The organism is Deltaproteobacteria bacterium (genome assembly GCA_016180845.1).
In the GTDB taxonomy this organism is placed as follows: Bacteria; UBA10199; UBA10199; order JACPAL01; family JACPAL01; genus JACPAK01.
Window position 1 is genome coordinate 776,940 of sequence record JACPAK010000001.1, and the last position, 19,362, is coordinate 796,301.

General features: G+C 51.0%; 19 protein-coding genes. 2 read left to right on the top strand and 17 right to left on the bottom strand.

The features are described from left to right. Positions 1-2: 2 nt before the first annotated feature. The 15 genes from HYT76_03980 to HYT76_04050 are packed head-to-tail and all read right to left on the bottom strand — an operon-like array spanning position 3 to position 15,852. Positions 3-2,465: an MMPL family transporter gene (locus HYT76_03980; protein MBI2082708.1), complete on the bottom strand. Its 2,463-nt coding sequence runs from the start codon at positions 2,463-2,465 to the stop codon at positions 3-5. A 46-nt stretch (positions 2,466-2,511) separates the two neighbouring features. Further along, positions 2,512-3,426, bottom strand: a complete 915-nt coding sequence (locus HYT76_03985; GenBank protein MBI2082709.1) for a diacylglycerol kinase family lipid kinase — start codon at positions 3,424-3,426, stop codon at positions 2,512-2,514. Positions 3,427-3,428: 2 nt separating this feature from the next. Further along, on the bottom strand, positions 3,429-4,598 hold the full coding sequence (locus HYT76_03990) for a (Fe-S)-binding protein (GenBank protein MBI2082710.1): 1,170 nt from the start codon (positions 4,596-4,598) through the stop codon (positions 3,429-3,431). Next, complete coding sequence (locus HYT76_03995; protein ID MBI2082711.1) at positions 4,588-5,166, bottom strand: FAD-binding oxidoreductase; 579 nt, start codon at positions 5,164-5,166, stop codon at positions 4,588-4,590. The genes HYT76_03990 and HYT76_03995 overlap by 11 nt, the downstream gene beginning before the upstream one ends. Continuing rightward, positions 5,163-6,686, bottom strand: coding sequence for an FAD-binding oxidoreductase (locus tag HYT76_04000; GenBank protein ID MBI2082712.1), 1,524 nt, complete (start codon positions 6,684-6,686; stop codon positions 5,163-5,165). Before HYT76_04000 ends, HYT76_03995 begins: the two co-directional genes overlap by 4 nt. Next, a complete protein-coding gene (locus HYT76_04005) occupies positions 6,683-7,102 on the bottom strand; it encodes a hypothetical protein (GenBank protein ID MBI2082713.1) in 420 nt (139 codons plus the stop codon). Before HYT76_04005 ends, HYT76_04000 begins: the two co-directional genes overlap by 4 nt. Beyond that, positions 7,095-8,378: an anaerobic glycerol-3-phosphate dehydrogenase subunit B gene (locus HYT76_04010; GenBank protein MBI2082714.1), complete on the bottom strand. Its 1,284-nt coding sequence runs from the start codon at positions 8,376-8,378 to the stop codon at positions 7,095-7,097. The genes HYT76_04005 and HYT76_04010 overlap by 8 nt, the downstream gene beginning before the upstream one ends. Then, complete coding sequence (locus tag HYT76_04015) at positions 8,375-10,021, bottom strand: glycerol-3-phosphate dehydrogenase/oxidase (protein MBI2082715.1); 1,647 nt, start codon at positions 10,019-10,021, stop codon at positions 8,375-8,377. Before HYT76_04015 ends, HYT76_04010 begins: the two co-directional genes overlap by 4 nt. Further along, positions 10,005-10,976, bottom strand: a complete 972-nt coding sequence (locus HYT76_04020) for a Ppx/GppA family phosphatase (protein ID MBI2082716.1) — start codon at positions 10,974-10,976, stop codon at positions 10,005-10,007. The genes HYT76_04015 and HYT76_04020 overlap by 17 nt, the downstream gene beginning before the upstream one ends. Continuing rightward, on the bottom strand, positions 10,976-12,268 hold the full coding sequence (gene tolB / locus HYT76_04025) for a Tol-Pal system beta propeller repeat protein TolB (GenBank protein ID MBI2082717.1): 1,293 nt from the start codon (positions 12,266-12,268) through the stop codon (positions 10,976-10,978). Before tolB ends, HYT76_04020 begins: the two co-directional genes overlap by 1 nt. Further along, positions 12,216-12,965 (bottom strand): TonB C-terminal domain-containing protein, encoded by a 750-nt coding sequence (locus HYT76_04030; protein MBI2082718.1) that lies wholly within the window; start codon positions 12,963-12,965, stop codon positions 12,216-12,218. The genes tolB and HYT76_04030 overlap by 53 nt, the downstream gene beginning before the upstream one ends. 43 nt (positions 12,966-13,008) lie before the next feature. Continuing rightward, positions 13,009-13,431: an ExbD/TolR family protein gene (locus HYT76_04035; protein ID MBI2082719.1), complete on the bottom strand. Its 423-nt coding sequence runs from the start codon at positions 13,429-13,431 to the stop codon at positions 13,009-13,011. Beyond that, positions 13,431-14,090 carry a MotA/TolQ/ExbB proton channel family protein gene (locus tag HYT76_04040; GenBank protein MBI2082720.1) on the bottom strand — a complete coding sequence of 220 codons (660 nt, stop codon included), beginning with the start codon at positions 14,088-14,090 and terminating at the stop codon, positions 13,431-13,433. The genes HYT76_04035 and HYT76_04040 overlap by 1 nt, the downstream gene beginning before the upstream one ends. A 13-nt stretch (positions 14,091-14,103) precedes the next feature. Next, on the bottom strand, positions 14,104-15,270 hold the full coding sequence (sat, locus tag HYT76_04045) for a sulfate adenylyltransferase (GenBank protein MBI2082721.1): 1,167 nt from the start codon (positions 15,268-15,270) through the stop codon (positions 14,104-14,106). Next, complete coding sequence (locus HYT76_04050) at positions 15,271-15,852, bottom strand: pyridoxamine 5'-phosphate oxidase family protein (protein MBI2082722.1); 582 nt, start codon at positions 15,850-15,852, stop codon at positions 15,271-15,273. A 96-nt stretch (positions 15,853-15,948) separates the two neighbouring features. On the opposite strand from HYT76_04050, the gene HYT76_04055 reads away from it, so the two are divergent. Both HYT76_04055 and HYT76_04060 read left to right on the top strand, forming a co-directional pair. Further along, positions 15,949-16,287, top strand: coding sequence for a 4a-hydroxytetrahydrobiopterin dehydratase (locus HYT76_04055; protein ID MBI2082723.1), 339 nt, complete (start codon positions 15,949-15,951; stop codon positions 16,285-16,287). Then, positions 16,238-17,920 carry an O-antigen ligase family protein gene (locus HYT76_04060; GenBank protein MBI2082724.1) on the top strand — a complete coding sequence of 561 codons (1,683 nt, stop codon included), beginning with the start codon at positions 16,238-16,240 and terminating at the stop codon, positions 17,918-17,920. The genes HYT76_04055 and HYT76_04060 overlap by 50 nt, the downstream gene beginning before the upstream one ends. Before the next feature lie 31 nt (positions 17,921-17,951). Here the strand turns inward: HYT76_04060 and HYT76_04065 are convergent, their stop codons facing one another. Together HYT76_04065 and HYT76_04070 are read right to left on the bottom strand one after the other, a co-directional pair. Beyond that, positions 17,952-18,716 (bottom strand): hypothetical protein, encoded by a 765-nt coding sequence (locus HYT76_04065; protein MBI2082725.1) that lies wholly within the window; start codon positions 18,714-18,716, stop codon positions 17,952-17,954. A gap of 165 nt (positions 18,717-18,881) precedes the next feature. Beyond that, entirely contained in the window at positions 18,882-19,355 is a 474-nt protein-coding gene (locus tag HYT76_04070) for a universal stress protein (GenBank protein ID MBI2082726.1), read from the bottom strand. Positions 19,356-19,362 lie beyond the last annotated feature (7 nt).

Consider the following 19,362-nt stretch of genomic DNA (forward strand, 5'->3'; position numbering starts at 1 on the left):
GATTAAGAAGTGGGGGATTCATCAAAAGTTTCAATGAGAGCGGGCGCTCTTTTTTCTTCTCTCTTTTTCATGAGAGTCAAAAGGGCAGGGAACCAAAGCAGGGTTGATACCGCACAAAAAAAGATTCCGATGACACAAACGTAACCAAAGGATCGAACCGCTCCCATATTGGCTGCCCCAAGTGATACAAATCCAATGAGTGTCGTGAGGACGGAGCCGATAATAGGACGGAAACAGTTGTTAAGAATCTCTCGTGGGGCAAGATCAGGATTTTCATGCACCCGCTGGAAAAGATGGACATTATAATCGTCGGCAATGCCAAAAAGGATAGGAATGGCGGCGAGATTAATGATGTTAAAGGGGATATTCAGGAGCCCCATCCAGCCAAGCGTCGCTGCCATGCCGACTCCCAGGGGCATGAAGACAAGGAGAGTTTTTTGCAGGGACCGATAATGGATCCCGAAAGAGATCAGGATCGCCAGCAGAGAAAAACCGATAACAAACTTTCCTTCACGAAAGAGCATCTTAACGATTTCATGAAAGAGGGTCCATTCACCTGCGGTGTCAAAGGAAGCCTGGCAGGCCTCACAATGTGTCTCTCGAATCTCCTCATAGAACTGCATGAACTTTTCCCCCTCATGCATATCAAAATTAGGAAAAACAAAGACCATTCTGCCCAACTCTCCATTTTGGTCCGTAAATTTGTCCAGAATTTGAGGGGGGAGGATCTCCAGCGTCACGTCGCCGGGGGTTAGTAGTGATTTGAATTCATCAAAGATCTCCTTTTTCTTTAGGGGGAGCTTATGGAGGAGTTCTGGCGTGAAGAGGGAGGCTATTTTAGAGATTTTTTTCCTTTTTTGGTCTTGGTCTTTCGGGATGAAGTCATTTAAGGAGAGTGCCTCTGCAATCATTGACCGATCTTTTGGCTTTGAGCGTTGATTCGATCGGAGGGCCTCTGCAATATGCCCTGCCTCTGTCCTGTCACGTGACAGGATAATTTCAGGGTTCACGGTGTGGTTGAAGATCCCATCTATTTCCTGATCCAGGCTTTTTGTCTCTTGAGTGCCAAAGAGGTTGTTCAGATTGTAATCAAATCTTAATTTACCAAAGCCGAGTGTGAGGAGGGGGAGAAAGAGCAAAGCGCTTATCAGGGCAAACCCTTTTATTGAGAGGATTTTTCCTGAGAGTTTGGAGAGGTTGTTGAATTCGAAACGGAAAAGGTTTTTGAAGGCGCGAATCGGAGCTTTCCCCGGTCTCATTTTATTTGCAGTGAGGACAAGGGGTGGGAAGATGAATAAGAAGGCGAGGGCACAAAGAATGATTCCCACCCCTGCAATGACTCCCATTTCAAAAAGGGCCTTGAACCGACTTAAGGAAAGGGCAAAAAAAGAGGCGGCTGTTGTTGAGCAGGCAACGACAAAGGTTCTCCCCAGGTATTTTGCCGAGCGCTTTAGAGCCATTGGAGGTGGTTCTCCCTCAGAACAGTATCTTCCGTATTCAGTATAAAAATGAATCCCATACTCGACGCCTATTCCCAGAAGGATGGCGGCAGCAGCGGAACTGAAGAAATTCAAACTACCGAAGATGAGGTAGGTCACCCCCAGCGACCAGGAGACACTGATGACAAGCGGGATTGAGATCAGGAGGACCGCTCTCAACTCGCCGAAGTGGAGGAGGAGATAAAGAAGGGCCCCTGCAAAGGCAATGAGCGAGACAAGGAAGGCATCTTTTAAAAGGATCTTCTGTTGGGTCAGTGTTTTGACATAAGGTCCCGTGAATCGGACAGAGAGGGAAGGGGCGTAAGATTTCGGGTTCAGGTCTGCGATCACCTGTTCCAACTTCCCAAGGAAGGCCTTCGTCGAGGAGACATCTGTAGCCCTCCAGGCTGGTTTTATCAGCGAAACGAAAAGGTTCCCTTTTTGATTTTGATATCGAGGCAGGATCTGGAATTGTCCACGATACTGATCCGGAAACTTCTCTATTTCAGCGGCGAGTCCGTCCCCCTCTTCGAGGTCGATAAAGAGCCGCGTCTTTTTTAATTTTTCTTTTTCAATCCCTTTTTGGATTTTCTCATGAAGCTGGTCGAGCTCTTCGAGGGAGAGATAAAGAAGGCCATTTTTTCTGAAAAATTCATGGGGAGGGTGATCGTCGATCGTTCGGATCTCTTCCCATCCGTCAATCTTATGGCGCAAGTCGGTCAGGAAGCGGTCTGCCGCCTCCGGTCGATCGGTCTGGACAGCCACCACAACAAAACTGGCCCCCCCAACAATTTTTTCGAGTTCTTTTGCCCGAATGACAGCAGGATGATCCTGAGGCAGGAGGTCGGCGAAGTTGCTTATAAGCCGGATTTTTTGGGAACCGTAAATCGATGCGATCGTTACCAGTGCGGTTGCAATCAGAATGAGGGTCGGGTGTTGGATAGTCCAATTCAGGAGTCTTCCAAGCGATCGGTATAAAAAGCCCATAGAGGGGCTCAGAAATACAGGGGGGCTCTCGTAAAATCAAGCGATGTTAGGGGACCCTGACAGACAGGGCCTGCGGGCGAATTTTGAAGGAGACAGGGAGAGACCCGACAAGCTCCCCATCAATATCAAGAAAAACCTCCTCTTTGGATGAGATCTCAATCTGTTTGGCCTTTTTTATTTCGACCTGTGGCAACAGGTTAATCTTCTTGAGATAGAGACAGGGGAGGGCGAAGGGGAGCCACCAGGGAGGGAGGTCGCGGACCACAACCAGATCGAGGAGGCCGTCTCGAAGATCTGCGTGAGGGGCGATCTGCATCCCTCCACCGAAAGATTTTCCATTGGCAACGGCAATCAAGAGCGCCTTTTCGGACCATGATTCATCTCCATCAATCAGGATCTTCATCTCAGCCGGTTTTCGGTTTCGGTAGGAATGTAACGTTGAAAAGAGGTAGGCGAGTCGCCGTCCCAAGAGGGTACGAGAGTGCCCCAGCCGTCTCAGGACATCGGCCCCCATCCCGGCGTCGGCAATATTTAAGAAAAAACTTTTACCCCTTCCGTTGGGTGTCGCATAGTCAATCTCACCGACATCGATTTGCGTCTCCCGTTTTCTTCCGAGGATTTCAATCTGCTGAAATGGATCTGACGGGATGCCGAGACTTTTGATCAGATCACTTCCTGTTCCTAATGAAATGATGCCGAGTGATGGCAATTTTCCAGACTCTGCCTGTTGTAACATTCCATTGGCTACCTCGTGGATTGTGCCGTCTCCTCCACAGGCGAGGACCAGATCGGCCTCCCCGGAATGGGATTTCGCAAGTTGGCAGGCATCCCCCCTGGCGACTGTCCAGAAAATCTCCAGATCGGGAAAGAGCTTGCGAAGAGGTTTTTCAAGCTGCGGCCAGAGCCTTTTGGTGCGATACCCGCCGGCGGTAGGATTGATGATGGCGATGGTTTTTCCCATAACTATATTGCTATGAAATCAATCAAACTCACCACATCCAGTTTCGGATCCACCTTCTTAAACTGATGCACGCATCCTGGACAAGCTGTTACCAATGTTGTTGCCCCGGTCGCCCGAAACTCCTCAAGGCGATTTTCAGTAATTTTACGCGATGTCTCCGGAGATGTGATCGGCAAGAGCCCCCCAGCGCCACAGCAGTAACTATTTTCGCGGTTTCGAAAAAATTCGAGGGGGGGTTGACCGGTCACAGACTCAATGATTTTGCGCGGCGCCTCATAAACTCCGCGATAGCGACCGAGGAAACAGGGGTCGTGGTAGGCAACTGAGGCGGGTCCTGTCTGGGGGTTCCGCCCACCCGTGCTCACCCGTTGCGCGCGGGCGGGCGCCCGACCCCCAGCCACCCGCCTCAGATCCAATTTCTCACTCACATGAAAAAACTGCGTCGAAATCTTATACCCCATCTCCCGATACAGCGTCTCCATTGTGTAGAGGCATTCGGCGCAGCTGCTCCAGACCTCGCGGTATCTTTTTAAAGCCGGGATATTGATCTCGGCCAACTCTCGAAAAGACTCGAGATCGCCGGCAGCATAAAGGGGGTAGCCACAGCAGAGGATCGGTTCTTGGTAAAGGCTGATTTTGATCTTGAGTCCCCTCAATAACTTTAGCGTCTTCCCGATTGTCTCCGGAAAATAACGGATTTCCGTGCAGCCGGGGAAATAGGTGATCTTAGAATCCCCCCCCAGCCCCCTCTTTGTCAAAGAGGGGGAGTGGGGGAGATTTGAAATGATCTCCTCCGGGAAGTTCGTTTTTAATTTATCAAACAGATCGATCGGATACGGGTTGTTATGATTCTGAAAAATTTTCACATTTTCATAGACAGGGGCCGGGGCGATCCCGGTTCGAAACGCCTTGATACGGTACTGTTCCAGGGTTTCCGGAACAGGATTGCCAAGCTCGCAGACGGTTTCCGATGCGCGGCACTGAAGACACTTGTAGGCGAGGGAGGCTGTTTCAGGGTTCCAGGTCAGTTTACCCTCATCAACAAGTTTCATGGTGCTCATCTTGCCCCATGGGGTCGTCGCCTCATCCCGATCGGCATCGGAAACAGGACAGCTGAAACGACAGAGCTTGGGACAGGAGTTGCAGAGTGAAGTGGTCTGTTTAGGATCCAAGACGAGCCCCCATGTTTTTCACAATTTTTTTCAATGTTGCCTCCTCGGCGTGAACGATTGAGGAAGGGCCGTGGAGATTGAAGGAAAACCGGAGTCCTTTTTCTTGAATCTCCGCCGGTCGGAGACCACTCTCGAGGACCTTCAAGAGGAAGGGTTTTTTGTGCTGTTTCTGTTTGAGCACAATTCTGACCATTTTCTGTTTTTCTGGAAGAGGGGAGATTCGAAAGGTCGCCTCGAGGATCTTCCCGTAGCTACCTCGTGATCCAATAAAAATCTTCTTGAGATCGGGCCCGGTCGCCGCTCGAGGAACTTTTTTGGTCTGGATCTTCCCCATTTTGCTTTCAACGAGCAGGGCCATGCAGATGTCACCGATTTCCCCATATCGGGCAGCCCAATGATTCAGAATCGCCTGGTCGAGGAGTTGGCGGAGGGTCGCGTTGTTTCCGCTGATCGGTTCATAGCCGAGCGTGTACCCCCTCTGCTCAAGTTTCTTCTCGAGTTCAGCGAGCCTCAGAGTGACATCACAAGTGACGGTGAGCGAGATATCATCAATGGAAAATTCTTTCATAACCCCATTTTCCCCGGATTCATGATTCCATTCGGGTCCAATTTTTTCTTCATTGCCTGGAAAAATTTCAGACCCTCTCCTAACTCCCTCGGCATCCATTTTGATTTTAGAAGACCGATCCCGTGATGATGGCTGATCGTCCCGCCAGCCTCGAGGCAATTCTCCATCGCCCGATTCCAGATTGTTTGATAAGTCTCGTAATCTTTTTCGCGGGACGCTGTTTGGCCGACGACGGTAAAGTAAATAGAACATCCCTCCGGGTAGGCGTGGGAGAAGTGGGCGAGGACGAGACAGTATTTCTCAAGTGTTGCACGGACCTTGTGATAAAGTGTCAGAAGCTTGTCCCATGTCGCTGCGACCTCAATCGTATCGACGAAACAGCCCTTTTCGATCAGATCCGGCATTTTGAAGGAGACGCTATATCTGTGTTTTAACCAATGACGTCCCGGCCCCTCTCCTTCATCCTTGGCGAGTTGGTGGTTGCAAATCTCGATCGCCTTCTTCTCCTGCTCCTCGATCAGGTTGGCATCTCCTTCGAAGCCGAGGATCAAGAGGGCATCAGAGGGGATCAGGGAGAATATTTTTTGAGGCAGGAGGGGGTTGCGGATCAGGAGGTGAAAGAGATTATTTTTCAGGGGGCCCAACAATTTCCCGATTTTTTTTGGAAAAGTGCGATTGCCCGTCTCATATCCGAATTGCAGGAGAAGGGTATCCAAAGGGTCGTAGAGGCGGATCACAGAAGGACGAAGACCTGACTGCATGATCTCGCGGATGGCGGTCAAGGCGTGGGGAATCTGATTGAAGGAGATGCCACGGTATCGTGCCGCAGGGGCCTTGGGATAGATTTTCAACCGGGCTCGCGTGATAATACCGAGGGTCCCCTCGGTTCCGACGAGAAGATCCCGCGGCAGGGCGGATTTGTAATCCCTTATCCGGCCATCAAACGAGATGATCTGGCCGGAGGGGAGCACCGCCTCGATCGCCTCGACCATATCCTCGATTTTTCCATAGCGGGAGGAGAGTTGACCTGCCGATCGGGCTGCCAAGTAACCACCAAGGGTTGCGCAGAGGATCGAGGAGGGGAAGTGCCCCAGCGTAAATCCTTTTCGATTGAGTTGTGATTCCAGATGTTCGCCGAGGATTCCGGATTGGGCAGTCGCGCGGTAGTGAGGGATCCCTTTCAGGAAGGGGCCGTCGATTTTCTCGATCCGATTCATCCGCTTGAGGTCAATGATCAGTCCGCCATGGAGGGGTAGAGTTCCTCCAGAGACACCAGATCCTCCCCCGAAGGGGATCACAGGGATCCGAAATCGATTGGCTGTTTTTAAAACCTGGGAGATCTCTCGGACGTTTTCCGGCCAACAGATGATGTCCGGAAGGTGGGGTTGATGCCCTGCCTTGAGCTCCAGAAGGGAGCCTGTCATCATGTCTCGACAGTAAAGGTGACGATTCGTCTGATCGACTGTTACCCGCTCGGATCCCATGATTTTCTGTAAGGCCTTGAGGAACTCGGTTTTCACAGGCTCCCCTTTTCTTTCTTGTTTTTTATAAATGCAATGACCTTTCTGATCGGGACCTTCTCCGGACAGATCGCCTCACATCCGCGACATTCTTGGCAGGCCTCATCGAAGTCTTCGGGGAGGGAAGGGACAAAATCAGGAACCGACCGGGCGATCATCGGGAAAAAAGAGGGGCCGAGGATCTTCTTGCCAGAATTCGTTTTGAGGGCCGGGCAGAGTGAGTCACAGAGGCCACAGAGAATACATCGAGCGAGGCTGGGGTCTTTGTCCTCAAGGGAATAGGGGAGGATGAAGTCATCCTTATAGAAAGACAAAAATTGCTTAAGGGCGGGGGGCTGGAAACTGACAGCCCTTTTCATCATCATTGTGGTCAGGTGAAAGCCGAGGTTCAGATAGGCATGGAGTGATTTAAGCATGTACGGCAAGCCTCCCGGCAAGGGTCCCTGTCGCTACAGCGACTCCCATCCCGCACCCTTCGGTAGTTGCCTGGTATCCCCCGATGACTGAACCGGCCGCCCAGAGATTTTCATAAGCAAGCCGTCCTTTCTCATCGACCGGTTGCAACAGCGGTCCTACACGCAGCCCGGCAGACAAGAGCCTGTGATCACCAAAAAAATGAGGGGCAAGAAGGGGCGAAGGGGAAGGGACGGGGAGATCAAAGAGGGACTCTCGAAGGGGAGAGGGGTTCAATCCCCCTCCGATGAACTTTCCTGTGGCTAAAACGAGCCTGTCAATCAGGAGCTCCTCTTCTTGACCTTGAGCATTGCGTGTTTTGACAGCGAGGACGCGTCGTTTCTCTGTCCTCGTTTGGGAAACCTCGGCTTCGATGAAATGAACCTTCCCGTTTTTCAAAAAGGCTTCGAGGCGGTGATGAAGTCGCAGGCCGGGGATAGAGGGGGGGATCGCAAGCGATTCAAACCAGACGATTTCCTTCGACTCACGCAGTCGCGAAAAAATATGAGAGGTTCTTTGAAGGCCGATGACAGGGGGGAGGAGGACGTGGGTCGCCTGGGCCTGTTCGGTCTCTCGAAGGAGTGTTTCATGAAAAGAATCGATCAGCGGATCCTCATCCAATTTCATTGCCAGTTCCATGGAGGTAGTTGTTGGCAAATGTTTTATCGAAATTTCGCGGACCATGATGTCAGAACAATAAGGGTTCGGCTGTCGGGTGGTCTGATCTTTTAAGGTGGCGGCGAGTTGCTGGGCGGGGAACGAGAGGCCTTTGATCCCAATGATCAGGAGCCGTCCTCCCTGCATCTCAAGCAGATTCCCACCCTGAGTCGGTCCCACAAAGGCGGTAGTTTTCACTGTCCCGAGAGGGGTTGGGATGAGAAAGTTTTTTTCGAGAGAACCATGAAGAGGGTACGAGAGTTCCTTTTCCAGCCGTTTAAGAGTTTGAACAAGAAAAGAAGCGAGATTGGGGATCTGTCCGTTCTGGGCAATCAGATGATAGAGATGATTTGGTTGGCGTTTCTTCAACTCCTCTAACGAATGAAGTGGCGAGAGGATTTCGTTCCAGGGCTGATGAGGGTAGCGTGTCGGGTCAGAGGCGATATCCCAGGCGCCCGAATGAAGGGCGGTCGCTCCAGGACGCCCTCCGATAACGGTGACCGTGGCCCCTTGTGACACCACTTCGATGGCCGCCGAGATCGCGGCAATCCCTGACCCAATGATGGCAACATGAGTCGTCATTGATTTCCCAAATCCAGCACACCTTTATATATCATCTGAAGCATCTCCTCCTGCGCGAGCAGCGGTTGTGAGGCGGTGCTCTTGCAGCAGAGCAGTGTCGACCGCGCCTTCCACGATTCCTCCAGAAAATTTTTCAGTTCACGTATCGGATCATGAGGATTCAGAATTTCGAGGGAAGGGAGCAGGCATTGAGATCCCTGACAGGGGCCTTTTGCGAGGGAAGTGCGTCTCTGAAGATCACCCAAAGTCTTCGCCATCTCCTCTTCCACCGCATAGCGGATCTCGGCTGCCGTGATCGGTTCACACGGACAGAGGATCCTTTTCTCTTCCGGTCTTTCTTTTGTTGGCGTGAGAACGGTTGAGGTGAGGGCTCCATGTCGTGTCAAGAGGCGCTCGGCGACGTAAGGATGGAGGTCAAATTCCTTCGAGATGGTATCGGGTGTCGGAAGGTTCTCGCCCCCTGGCAAGGGAACGAGATGGGTGGAGCAGGCGGACCAATGATTTAATTTTTCGCAAATCTTGTCCGTCGCCTCCTCGGCCATCTGTCGGTAGGCCGCCAATTTCCCGCCAGCCATCGAGAGGATCCCTTTGACCCCGTCCTCTTTTTCGTGATCAAAAATCCGGTGATCTCGTGACAGCGCACTCTCATAGACCCCATCTCCAAAAAGGGTGGGACGGACTCCGCGTGTCGTGCTGATCACGCGGGCCTTCCGGATTTCGGGATAGGTCTTCTCCATCCCTTGCAAGAGATACTCTACTTCATCCTCGGTGACAGAAATATTATCCGGATCTCCATAAAAATCGTCGTCAGTGGTTCCAAGCAGCGTGAAATTTTCATGTGGGTTGATAAAAATCTCTCGACCATCGATGCACTGGGAGACGACGGCGACATTTGTGATCCTTCGATCCAGGATCAGGTGAATTCCTTTTGAGGGGCGGAGCTTTATCTGAAGATCGGCCATGGCAGCAAACCGTGGAGTCCAGGGGCCAGTGGCATTGAAGAGAATCGACGAGCGGTATTCGGATTCGTCTCCAAGCATACAGTCTCGAGCGGTAAGGCCGATGACGACATCCCCCTCGCGGATAATTTTAGTGACTTCTGTATGATTTCTTATCGTTGCCCCATGCTTTTGGGCATCGAGGGCATTCAGGAGGCAGAGCCTTTCCGTATCAATTCCCCATTCGTCGAAGGTGACCGAACCGACGATCTCTTTTGAGACACAAGGTTCAAGCTCCCAGGTTTCCTCTTTGGAGAGACGGGTGTGTGGCTTGCCCCCTTTCAGTTTCGAGTAGGAGTCGTACGCCTGGAAGAAGGTTTCGACGAGACTCAGTCGGATCCGTTGTTTGATGAAGTTCTTTTTCCCTTTTGTCACTGGATAGAGGAAAGGGATCCGGAAGCAGAGGTGCGGGGCGATCTTTCGGATATAGCCGGCATCTTGCGAAGAGAGCTTTGTGGTCTTCGGGTCGCTCAGGAGGTAGCGGGGACCGCCGTGGATCATCCCCGACGAGGCGCCGGTCGTGCCGGCGGCGAAGTCATTTTTTTCGAGGAGCAGCGTTTTGAAACCGCGCATCGCACAATCACGCGCAATACCGGTGCCGTTGCAACCACCGCCGACGACAATGACGTCAAAGGATTCTGGCATTCAAAAACTCCTGATAAAACAGTCCGTAACGCAACCCCCGGTCACTCACAATGACAAAATGAGCACCCAGTTTTTCCATCACCGCCTTCAGGATCAGGGCGCCAGCCAAGAGCGTGTCTTCGCGTCCCGGGACCATTCCGGGCGTCATGCGTAATGCATCATGTGTCATGCGACGGAACATTGAGATCATTTGATCAAGTTCTTTCATTGAAATTTGGGATCCTTGGATTTTTGAGGGATCCCAGATCGCAAGTTTCTGATTTATGGAGGAGAGGGTGGTGGCTGTTCCAGCCAAGGCGACGAGGGTGACAGAGGAGGGGCGGGTGACCCGCCCCAATTGGGACAGAATTATTTCATCAATTTCCAAAATCTCACTTTCAGTCGGGGGGGCATGCCTCAAATGCCTCTCCGTCAACACCACCGTTCCCAGCTCCAGGCTGACTCCGCCCTCTTTTGAAATGATCTCCGTACTTCCACCGCCGATGTCGAGTGTCACCAAGTTTTGATAGCGATCCCCTCCGCCGAAGGCGGATCCGCCTTCGGCGGAAAAATCATGTTCAACCGATAGATACGAGAGCCCCGCCTCTTCCTCTCCCGAGATGATCCTCGTCTCCCACCCGAATCTTTTTTGGATCTCGGAGATAAATTCTTGTCCGTTTTGTGCCTTTCGAAACGCAGCGGTCCCGACACAGATAATTTTTTTTACATGATGTTTCTCACAGAGGGTGTTGTATTCCTCGAGCGCTTGTAAGGTCCGTTTCATCGCGGATGGCAGAAAGGATTCGGATTGATGGAGCCCCTCGCCGAGGCGGGTGATTCGGGCCTGATCGGTCACGATACACACCCCACTTTGAAAAAGGGGGGCCGGGGGGGATTTCTTTATCGAGGGAGGTGAGGGCAAATCAGCAATCAGCAAGAGAACAGAATTTGTCCCGATATCAATCGTTGCAAACATCACTTAAACCAGGGAGACCAATCAGGCTGTCTCGATTCAATGCGCGGCCCGACATGGATCTGATTCGACCCATCCTCGCGCATGATGAAGATTTGGGAGGGGCCGTTGCGGGTGGAGGCAAATGTAATATACCGGCCGTTGGGGGCCCAGGAGGGGCTTTCATTATTTCCCGATTCACTTGTGAGACGCTGGATCATCGAGCCGTCGCTATTCATGATGAAAAGGTCCCAGACCCCCTGATCCCTTCCTTGAAAGACAATCTTATCTCCGCGAGGGGACCAGTCCGGGTTGTCATTGTGATAGCCGACGAAGGTCAGCCGGCGGACCTGCCTCCCTGAAGAATCGGCTCGAAAGATGTGGAGTCGCCCCGCGCGCTCTGAGGCGAAGACAAAGGCCCGCCCGTCAGGAGAGAGCGAAGGATTGATATCAATCCCAAAACTATCGGTGAGTTGCTGAAGGACCTTCCCCTTAAGATTCAGGAGGAAGAGATCGGCGTCTCCCGACATTCCCATTGCAACAGCCAGCTGTCCCTTCGGTGTCCAGGTCGGTGAGAGATTGATCCCTCCGGTTGCTGTGACCTGTTCCGGTTCTCCCCCTGCCGTAAGCACAAAGATCTCCGGATTTTCTCCGGACTTAAAAGTGGTGTAGGCGATCTGTTTTCCAGAGGGAGACCAGGCCGGCGAAATGGCGATCGATCGATGACGTGTCAACTGTCGCTGGTTCCCCCCGTCCATATCCATGGAACAGATCTCCTTTTTCTTTCCGATCAGACAAACGAATGCGATCTGTGTGGAAAAAACCCCTCGCTCTCCGGTCAGGGCCTGTAAGATTTCATCAGAGAAATGATGGGCAATAATGCCGATTTCGCTCTCCTTTGCATTGTAGTTTCGACCGACGAGATGCTGGCCCAGAAACGGATCATAAAGGTGGAGAGAGATCTTCGCCCCTTCTTCTGTCAGGCTGTAACTTCCGGTCACGAGCGCTTGGGCCCCAATAAGAGTCCAGGGACCAAATTGGATTGTTGCCGGGTTGGGGGATAGCGCCTCTGGATTGGAAGGATAACTGGACGAGTCGATCAAATCAAAGAGTCCCGAGAGCTCAAGATCATCCCTGATTTTTTTGGTGAGCTGTTGGGACCACGGTTTTGATTTCTTCCCTTCTTCAGGAACAAGATCCGTTACAGCGATCGGAAACCTGTTTTCGGATGGTTGGTCAACAACAATATAAAGACGGGCCTCGCTAGGTTTGGCCGTTAAGAAGAGCAGGATGAAACTCAAAAATAAAACCTTCATGAATCGCTTCCATTTTAAGCCTCTCGGGCGGCGGTTTTAGAGGAGAGGCCTTCATGATAGCCCGCAGGGCAGAGAGATCAAAAGATTCATTTCCCGATCTCTGATCCCAGCGGGTTTCGATCACCTCGCCCCGTTCGTTAATACGGACTATAACCTTACAAATCAATCCTAAACTCGGGCTTCGTGTGTTTAAGGGAGGTATCCACTCCTTCACAATCAGATTGCGCACTTCGAGCGTGTATTGAGCCCTTTCAAGATCATTGGGAGAAGAAAAGGGACCTTGTGTAGAACCATACGGGACACCGCCCTGTGTTCCTTTTACGATCTGGGCTGCCTCAGGTTCGGCCACTTTACGCTTGGTGACCTCTTGCTTGGCGCGTGAAAGGATCTCCTCCATTTTTTTCTCTTCTTCGGTTTTTTCTTTTAGCTTCTTGACCCCCTTCTCCTTTGGTTTTTCATTGGTCTTATAAGTCATCGAAGGGGTCTTTTTTTGTGGTTCTTCTTTTTCCAAAAGAGGTTTTTTTTGCTCCTGGATTGTTGATTTCGGAAGCCACTCTGACTTCTTCATGCTGGTTGCAGGAAGTCCCGTGGCACCCTTTGGGAGATTGATCCAGGTGACTTTTTCATTGCGTCGCGAATAAGGTTTGAATGGCAGGAAAGGGGAGGCGATCAGGAAGATAAAAATTCCTGCATGCAAAATAGCTGACCAAGAGAGGGCTTTGTTGAACGAATAGACCACATTAAGAACCTTTTTTCTCTTTTTCCTCTTCCGTAATCATGCCGACACGTTCAATACCCGATGCCTTGAAGAGGGCGATCGCCTTAACGACGGTACCGTACGGGGTGATCTTATCTGCCCTCAGCAGGAGTTCCTTTTTTTCTCGATGCGAAAAGATCGTCTTCAATTTCTCCTCGATCGTCTTGAGAGTATACGCCTCCGGATCGTCCATAATGAACATCTCCCCCTGCTTGTTCATCGTAATGATAATGTCTTGCTCGCTGATCTGCAAGGCGGGCGCGGTCGCCTCAGGGAGATCGACATCGAGTCCCTGAGAAAGAAGGGGAGCGGTGATCATGAAGATGATGAGCAGGACCAGAACAACATCAACAAATGGAGTGACGTTGATCTCAGAGAGTGTTTGGCCATGCGTATGCGCTTTCATCAGGTGCCGTATTCCCTCTCAAGTCGTAGGACAAGATCTTCCCCGAAGCTTTCGATATCGCGGGAAAAAAGCCGGATTTTGTTCACGAAATGATTATAAAAAATAACGGCGGGGATCGCCGCGGCGAGACCAAAGGCGGTAGCGATCAGTGCCTCAGCAATGAAAGGACCGACAACGGCAAGGCTCGTGGAACCGGCGCGACCGATCTGCCAGAAGGCAGCGAGGATCCCCCAGACGGTCCCGAAAAGTCCGATGAAGGGGGCCGAGCTCCCGGTGGTTGCAAGGAAAGGTATGTAACGTTCGATCCGTTCGATCTCTTCATCGACTGCCCTCTCCACCTTCCGTCGAATTTGAGCAAGCGGGGTCTTGCGGTTCATGTCCCCCAAGACCATCCGGAAGATATTGGAGAGGGGGCTTTCTGCACGGGCCTGTTTTTTCAAAAGCTCATCGAGATTCGTGGAACGCAAGAACGACTCGAAAAAGTGCAGTGAGGATTCCTTGAGTCGATTAATCTCCTTATGTTTGTAGACAATGATCGCCCAGCAGACAATTGACATCGAGATCAGGATCAGCAAGGTCAGTTTGACAACAGGATCTGATCCCCAGAAGATTTGGAAGAGGTGGCCGTTACCGTTTGCAGCGTGTGCGGTGGAAAACATGGGGCAAAAGGTATCAAGGTCGTTTCATAGATTCAATTAAAATTCTGGCCACCTCGGGGCGTGAGAATTCCTGAGGGGGCAATTCCCCCTTCGCGAGCATCTCCCGGACCTTGGTGCCTGACAAGATCACACGACTTTCAGCGCCATGCGGGCAGGTCTTGTTTGAGGCCATCTCTTCGCATTTATGACAGAAGAAGGAATGGTCGAAAAAGAGTGGGGTGATCCCGATCTCTTCGGGCTTGAATTCATCGAAGATAAAATGGGCATCAAAAGTTCCGTAATAGTTTCCGACGCCGGCATGATCGCGGCCAACGATAAAATGGGTGCAGCCATAGTTTTTCCGGATCAGGGCATGAAAAATCGCCTCGCGAGGACCGGCATAGCGCATCGCCGCCGGGTTGACCGAGAGAACGACCCGATCTTTCGGGTAATAATTTTCGATCAATACCTCGTAGCATCGCATCCGGACATCGGCGGGGATGTCATCTCCCTTCGTTTCGCCGACGATCGGATGGATCAAGAGTCCGTCGCAAATCTCAAGGGCCGATTTGGTGAGATATTCGTGGGCGCGGTGGATCGGATTTCGGGTCTGAAACGCGACGATCCGCCGCCATTTCTTTCCGGCAAATAGAGTGCGGAGTTCCGCCGGGTCTTTTCGGGAGTCAAGGAAATCGGAATAAGAAACCCGGTTTAGGACCTCGACCTTTCCCCCCAGACAGATCTCCCCTTCCTTCTTAATAGCAGCGACACCGGGGTGGGCCGTGTCGGTCGTTTTGTAGACCTTTTCCGCTTCGAGGTCGCGCTGGGCATTATATTTTTCTTCGAGGTGGAGGATGGCGAGTAGGGGCGACCGGCCGGTCGCCCCTACAAGCGCCACACCATTTCCAATTTTAATTTTTTTTGCCTCTTCCTCCGTTACCGCCAGCGTAATCGGAATTGTCCACGGCAGTCCGTTTGTCAGCCTCATTGTGTTGATCACGGAGAGATAATCTTTCTCCCCCATAAATCCTTCGAGAGGGGAGAGGGCACCGCAGGCGATCATGTCGAGGTCGCTCTGTTGACGGGCGGAAAGGGTGATTTTTGGAAGGGAGCGGGCCAGTTCCAGTTTTTTCTCTTGTTCGGAAGCGCCAAGGAGACGGTTGATCAGTTTTCCGCCATGAGGGGTAATAGAACTTGTCATTTAGTAGAGCTCCTTTCCGTGCAGGACCGAAACCTGTTTGGACTCCCATTGCTTTCCGTTCCATTGATGAACCGTCCTTCGATCGAGACGGTAGTCATCCGGATTGACCTCCATGATATCCCACACTTTAGGAGTACAGATTACAATGCCAAAGTTTGGGCAACAGGAGTCAACATCCATCTCCGGCCACGGTTTTTTTGTGAGCGAGATTTTTTTAGAGTCAAGCCAGTAGGCCGATCGGACATCGGGGCGGACAAGACCCCACATTTTTTGAACAATATCTCCCTCGTTTTCGTCTTTACGATCGACGAGCCTTGCGTCTCCTTCCCACCGAAACTGGATCAAACGATGGGAATCAAAATAACAGCCGGCGATACGGTGGCTCTTCGCAATCTGCGACCATTTTGAGGATTTTATGTTTGCCGCAAAGGAAATCTTGTCCTGATCCTCGAGGTAGCGGAAATGGACGGTGCGAACTTGTGGGTGTCCCTTTTCATCCACAGTGGCCGCCTGACCGTAGGCGGGATGGTCGTCATCCGAGAAGGATTTGACGATCATCGGGTGGAAGAGCTCATTAAACATTTCTTCTTCTTAAATTGAACTGTTTCGATGCATCAAGGGCAATCTTTGACGTTCTTCTTGATCTTTTTGGAGGAGGAGAGCAGCATTTAGCCCACTATGAGTGGGCTTTCGCAAAAAAAATGCATCCCCTGTCGTGGCGATGTTTCACCATTATCAATGGAACAGATTGAGCCTCTTTTGCCACAGGTGCCGAATTGGGTTTTGGTCCGCCGGGAGCCGATGAAGCTCCAGCGCGAGTTCAAGTTCAAGGACTTCAAAGAGGCGCTTTCCTTTGTGAACCGTGTCGGGGATCTCGCCGAGGCGGAGGGGCATCATCCGAATATCCTGATTCATAACTGGAACCGTGTGAATCTGGAACTCTACACACACAAGATCAATGGACTCCATGAAAACGATTTCATCCTCGCTGCGAAAATTGAGAGGCTTCTCACCTAGTTTTGTCCTCCTCTTAATCTGGTGGCAGGCGCTCTACTGGACCTATTCGACCGCCTGGCCACGGCCTTTTGATGATTGGAAGAATACTTTATTCTATGTTGGTTCCGGCCTCTTTGCACTTTGGTTCCTCTGGCGCGATCGGGCCTCTCTCCAGTTTCGTTTGAACGCGCCGTTTCTTTTTTTCATCGGTTATCTTTTGGCCTGTCTGATCTCTCTCAATAAACCGGTCTACGAGGAGTGGCTCGCAATCGCGCGTCTGATCTTATGGGGAGGAACGGTCTGGCTTTTGACCCGAACAAGCAATGCTGAGTGGAAGTTCCTGATCAAAATGGCTGTTCTCTCAGCCGCCCTGATCGCACTTTTGAATTGGCTCAGCCTGCATGGGATCGATCCATGGCCCCATTTTCCGAGGGAGATCTACCCACCGATTGGGCATATGACCTACTACGGGGATTTTATCGGGCTTCACCTGCCGTTTGCCCTCTATCTCATTTGGGTTTCTGGGAAATGGAGGGAGAGGCTTCTTTGGTTGAGTGCATTGGCTTTGCTTGTTGCTGGCCTCTGGATCTCGGGGACCCGTGCAAGTCTCGTCGGTATTTTCTCAGCCTTTGTTCTGGGCGGGATTCTTTCGGTTACTTCAGGGATTATTTCTTGGAAGAGGCTCTCACTTATCGGGATGGTTTTGATGGCGCTTTTCGGGGTTGTCCATCAACTCCAGCCGCAGGGGAGACGGGATCAACCGACATTCGAGAGGTTAAGGCTGATCTTCCAGGGGGGGAAGGACCCGAACATTTCAGATCGTCTTTTGGAATATGGTGCGACCTTAAAGATGATCGAGCAAAAGCCCCTGAAGGGGTGGGGGATTGGGAGTTTTCGGTTTGTTTATCCTGAGTTTGGCCAGCCCTCCATTTTTAGCTGGTTTTATCACCCCCACAACGAGGTTTTGCACCAAGCCTCTGAGGTTGGATTCGTTGGTTTGTTTTTCTTCTTATTTTTTTGGGGCTGGTTTTTTGTTTGGGGAGCAAAGAAAGTGGCACACCCGATTGATCGATCCAATAAAATTGAATTAATCGTTCCCCTCATGGGGATCACGGTTGGTTTGATGAGTTGGCAGTTCAGTACAACATTTCTGTCTCCCTTGATCCGGTCCTTGACCGCTCTTTATTTGGCGATTTTTTTAAAGGGAATCTTGCCAGTCGACAAAGTAAAATCTCACAAGGCGTTTGGTTTTTTTTTCGGAGTCGTTTTGTTTTTAGCTACTTTGTTTTTGGCAGCTTATCAGGCAAGTCTCTATGCCGTTGCGAAGAGTTATTATCAACAAGATGCCGTTCAAGGGAAGAGATGGGTAGATTTGGCCTACCGATTGGCGCCGGGTGCGTTTGATCCTCTTCTTCGTATTGTGGAGACCGAAACCGGACAGGAAGATTATCTTTATGCTGAACAAAAGATAAGGCTCCTTTATCAAGAGTATCCTCATGTATCTTGGGCCCTTTTTTATCAGGCAATGTTGGAAAGGGAGAGGAACCATACTGAAAGTGCTATCGGTTTGCTACAGCATGCCCTAGAGAACGCCGCTTTCTTTGAAAGAGCTAGGAGCGAACTTGAGCTTTTGAAGAAAAGGAGACACCATTGAAAACAGCAGTGTCTCCTTTTAATTTTCAACCTTAGGGGGTATCTGAGGGAGGAGGGAAGAGAGAGCTCGCATCAATACAGACGGAAACTTTCTTTATCGCGGTAGCTGTTGGAAAATTGAGATAGACTCCGGGATACCCAACCAATTGTCTGCTAGCAGGAGGTGTTGATACAGTGCTCAGGCTAACTCCTACAGGCGATCGATCAGATTCACGAAAATAGTAATACTGAGGACCAGCATATGTTATGGCAAGGTAACTAGTGCCACAAACTCCACCTGATACGGTTGTCAATGTCCTACAGGAAGGTAGAGAGGGTGGTGCGTAGGGAGGAATCGGTCTCGTACCACCATAGGTATCGACAACAGTGCCAGAGGCATCCGAGTAAAAGGCTGTAATTTCCCCTGTCTCGATATTTCTATCGCAATAGACGGTGACGGGGTCACTGCTTGCAAATACTGGAAGTGTGGTTAGCGCTGTGCAAGAGGGATCGCCCACCATACACCCCGCCGGTCCTGGATCCCCACGTGCTCCCGGGGCTCCATCTGTCCCCGCCGGTCCTCTCACATCGGAACTCGTTGCCCCAGCACCTGTGCCACAGGTGACAATGCCTTCCGAGATACTACAACTAGCCCCTGCTGCCCCGGGTAGTCCTCTTGGGCCAGCAATGACAGGTATCTTATCCCCCCTCGTTGTGGTACATTCATTCTCGACGCATCGGGGTGGTGCCCCGACATCCTGACTATAGAAAAATAGTCCGACAGTCAGAAGAGCAATCAATAGAAGAGAGAACCTCATGAGACCTCCTTTTCTGAATTCGAGTTCAACTAAAGCATAAAGCAATTCTGATGCCAAGATGATTTTTGGAATCGAGCGATGATTTATCTTGATTTTTCAACAAGTTTATTTTTTGAACGTTCTTTTTTGTGATTATCAAATTGAGAATTTTATCAATATGAGAAATCAGATCTTGTCTTCTTCGACAACCTCGACCGGGCATCGCGCGTTCGATTCGATCTGTTTGATCGGGGAGCCGAAGATAAATTGAGACAGTTTCGATATCTTTTTCTTCCCGATGATCACGACGTACGCCTTTTCTTCCTCAATTGCATTCAGGCATTCCTTGATAAAATCTCCCTCCCGCAAGATCCCTTTTGTTGGGATAGAAAGTTTCTCTGCCGCTTGGCAAATCTCCTGAAGCTTCCTTTCGCCGCGTTGACGATACTCCTCCATGACATCTTTAAAAAAGCCCTCGCCCGGTTTGTCTCCGACAAAACCGGAGTCCGCGAGCTTTTCCTGGATTGCCTGGGGGAGCTTTGTATCGATCACGCAGAGGGTCACGAGACGGGCGTTGAGTTCCTTCACTCGCTTCAAGGCATATTCAACTGTCTTGGGGGATTCGCGGGTGGTGGAGACAACTAAAAGGACAGTAAGCATAAATTTC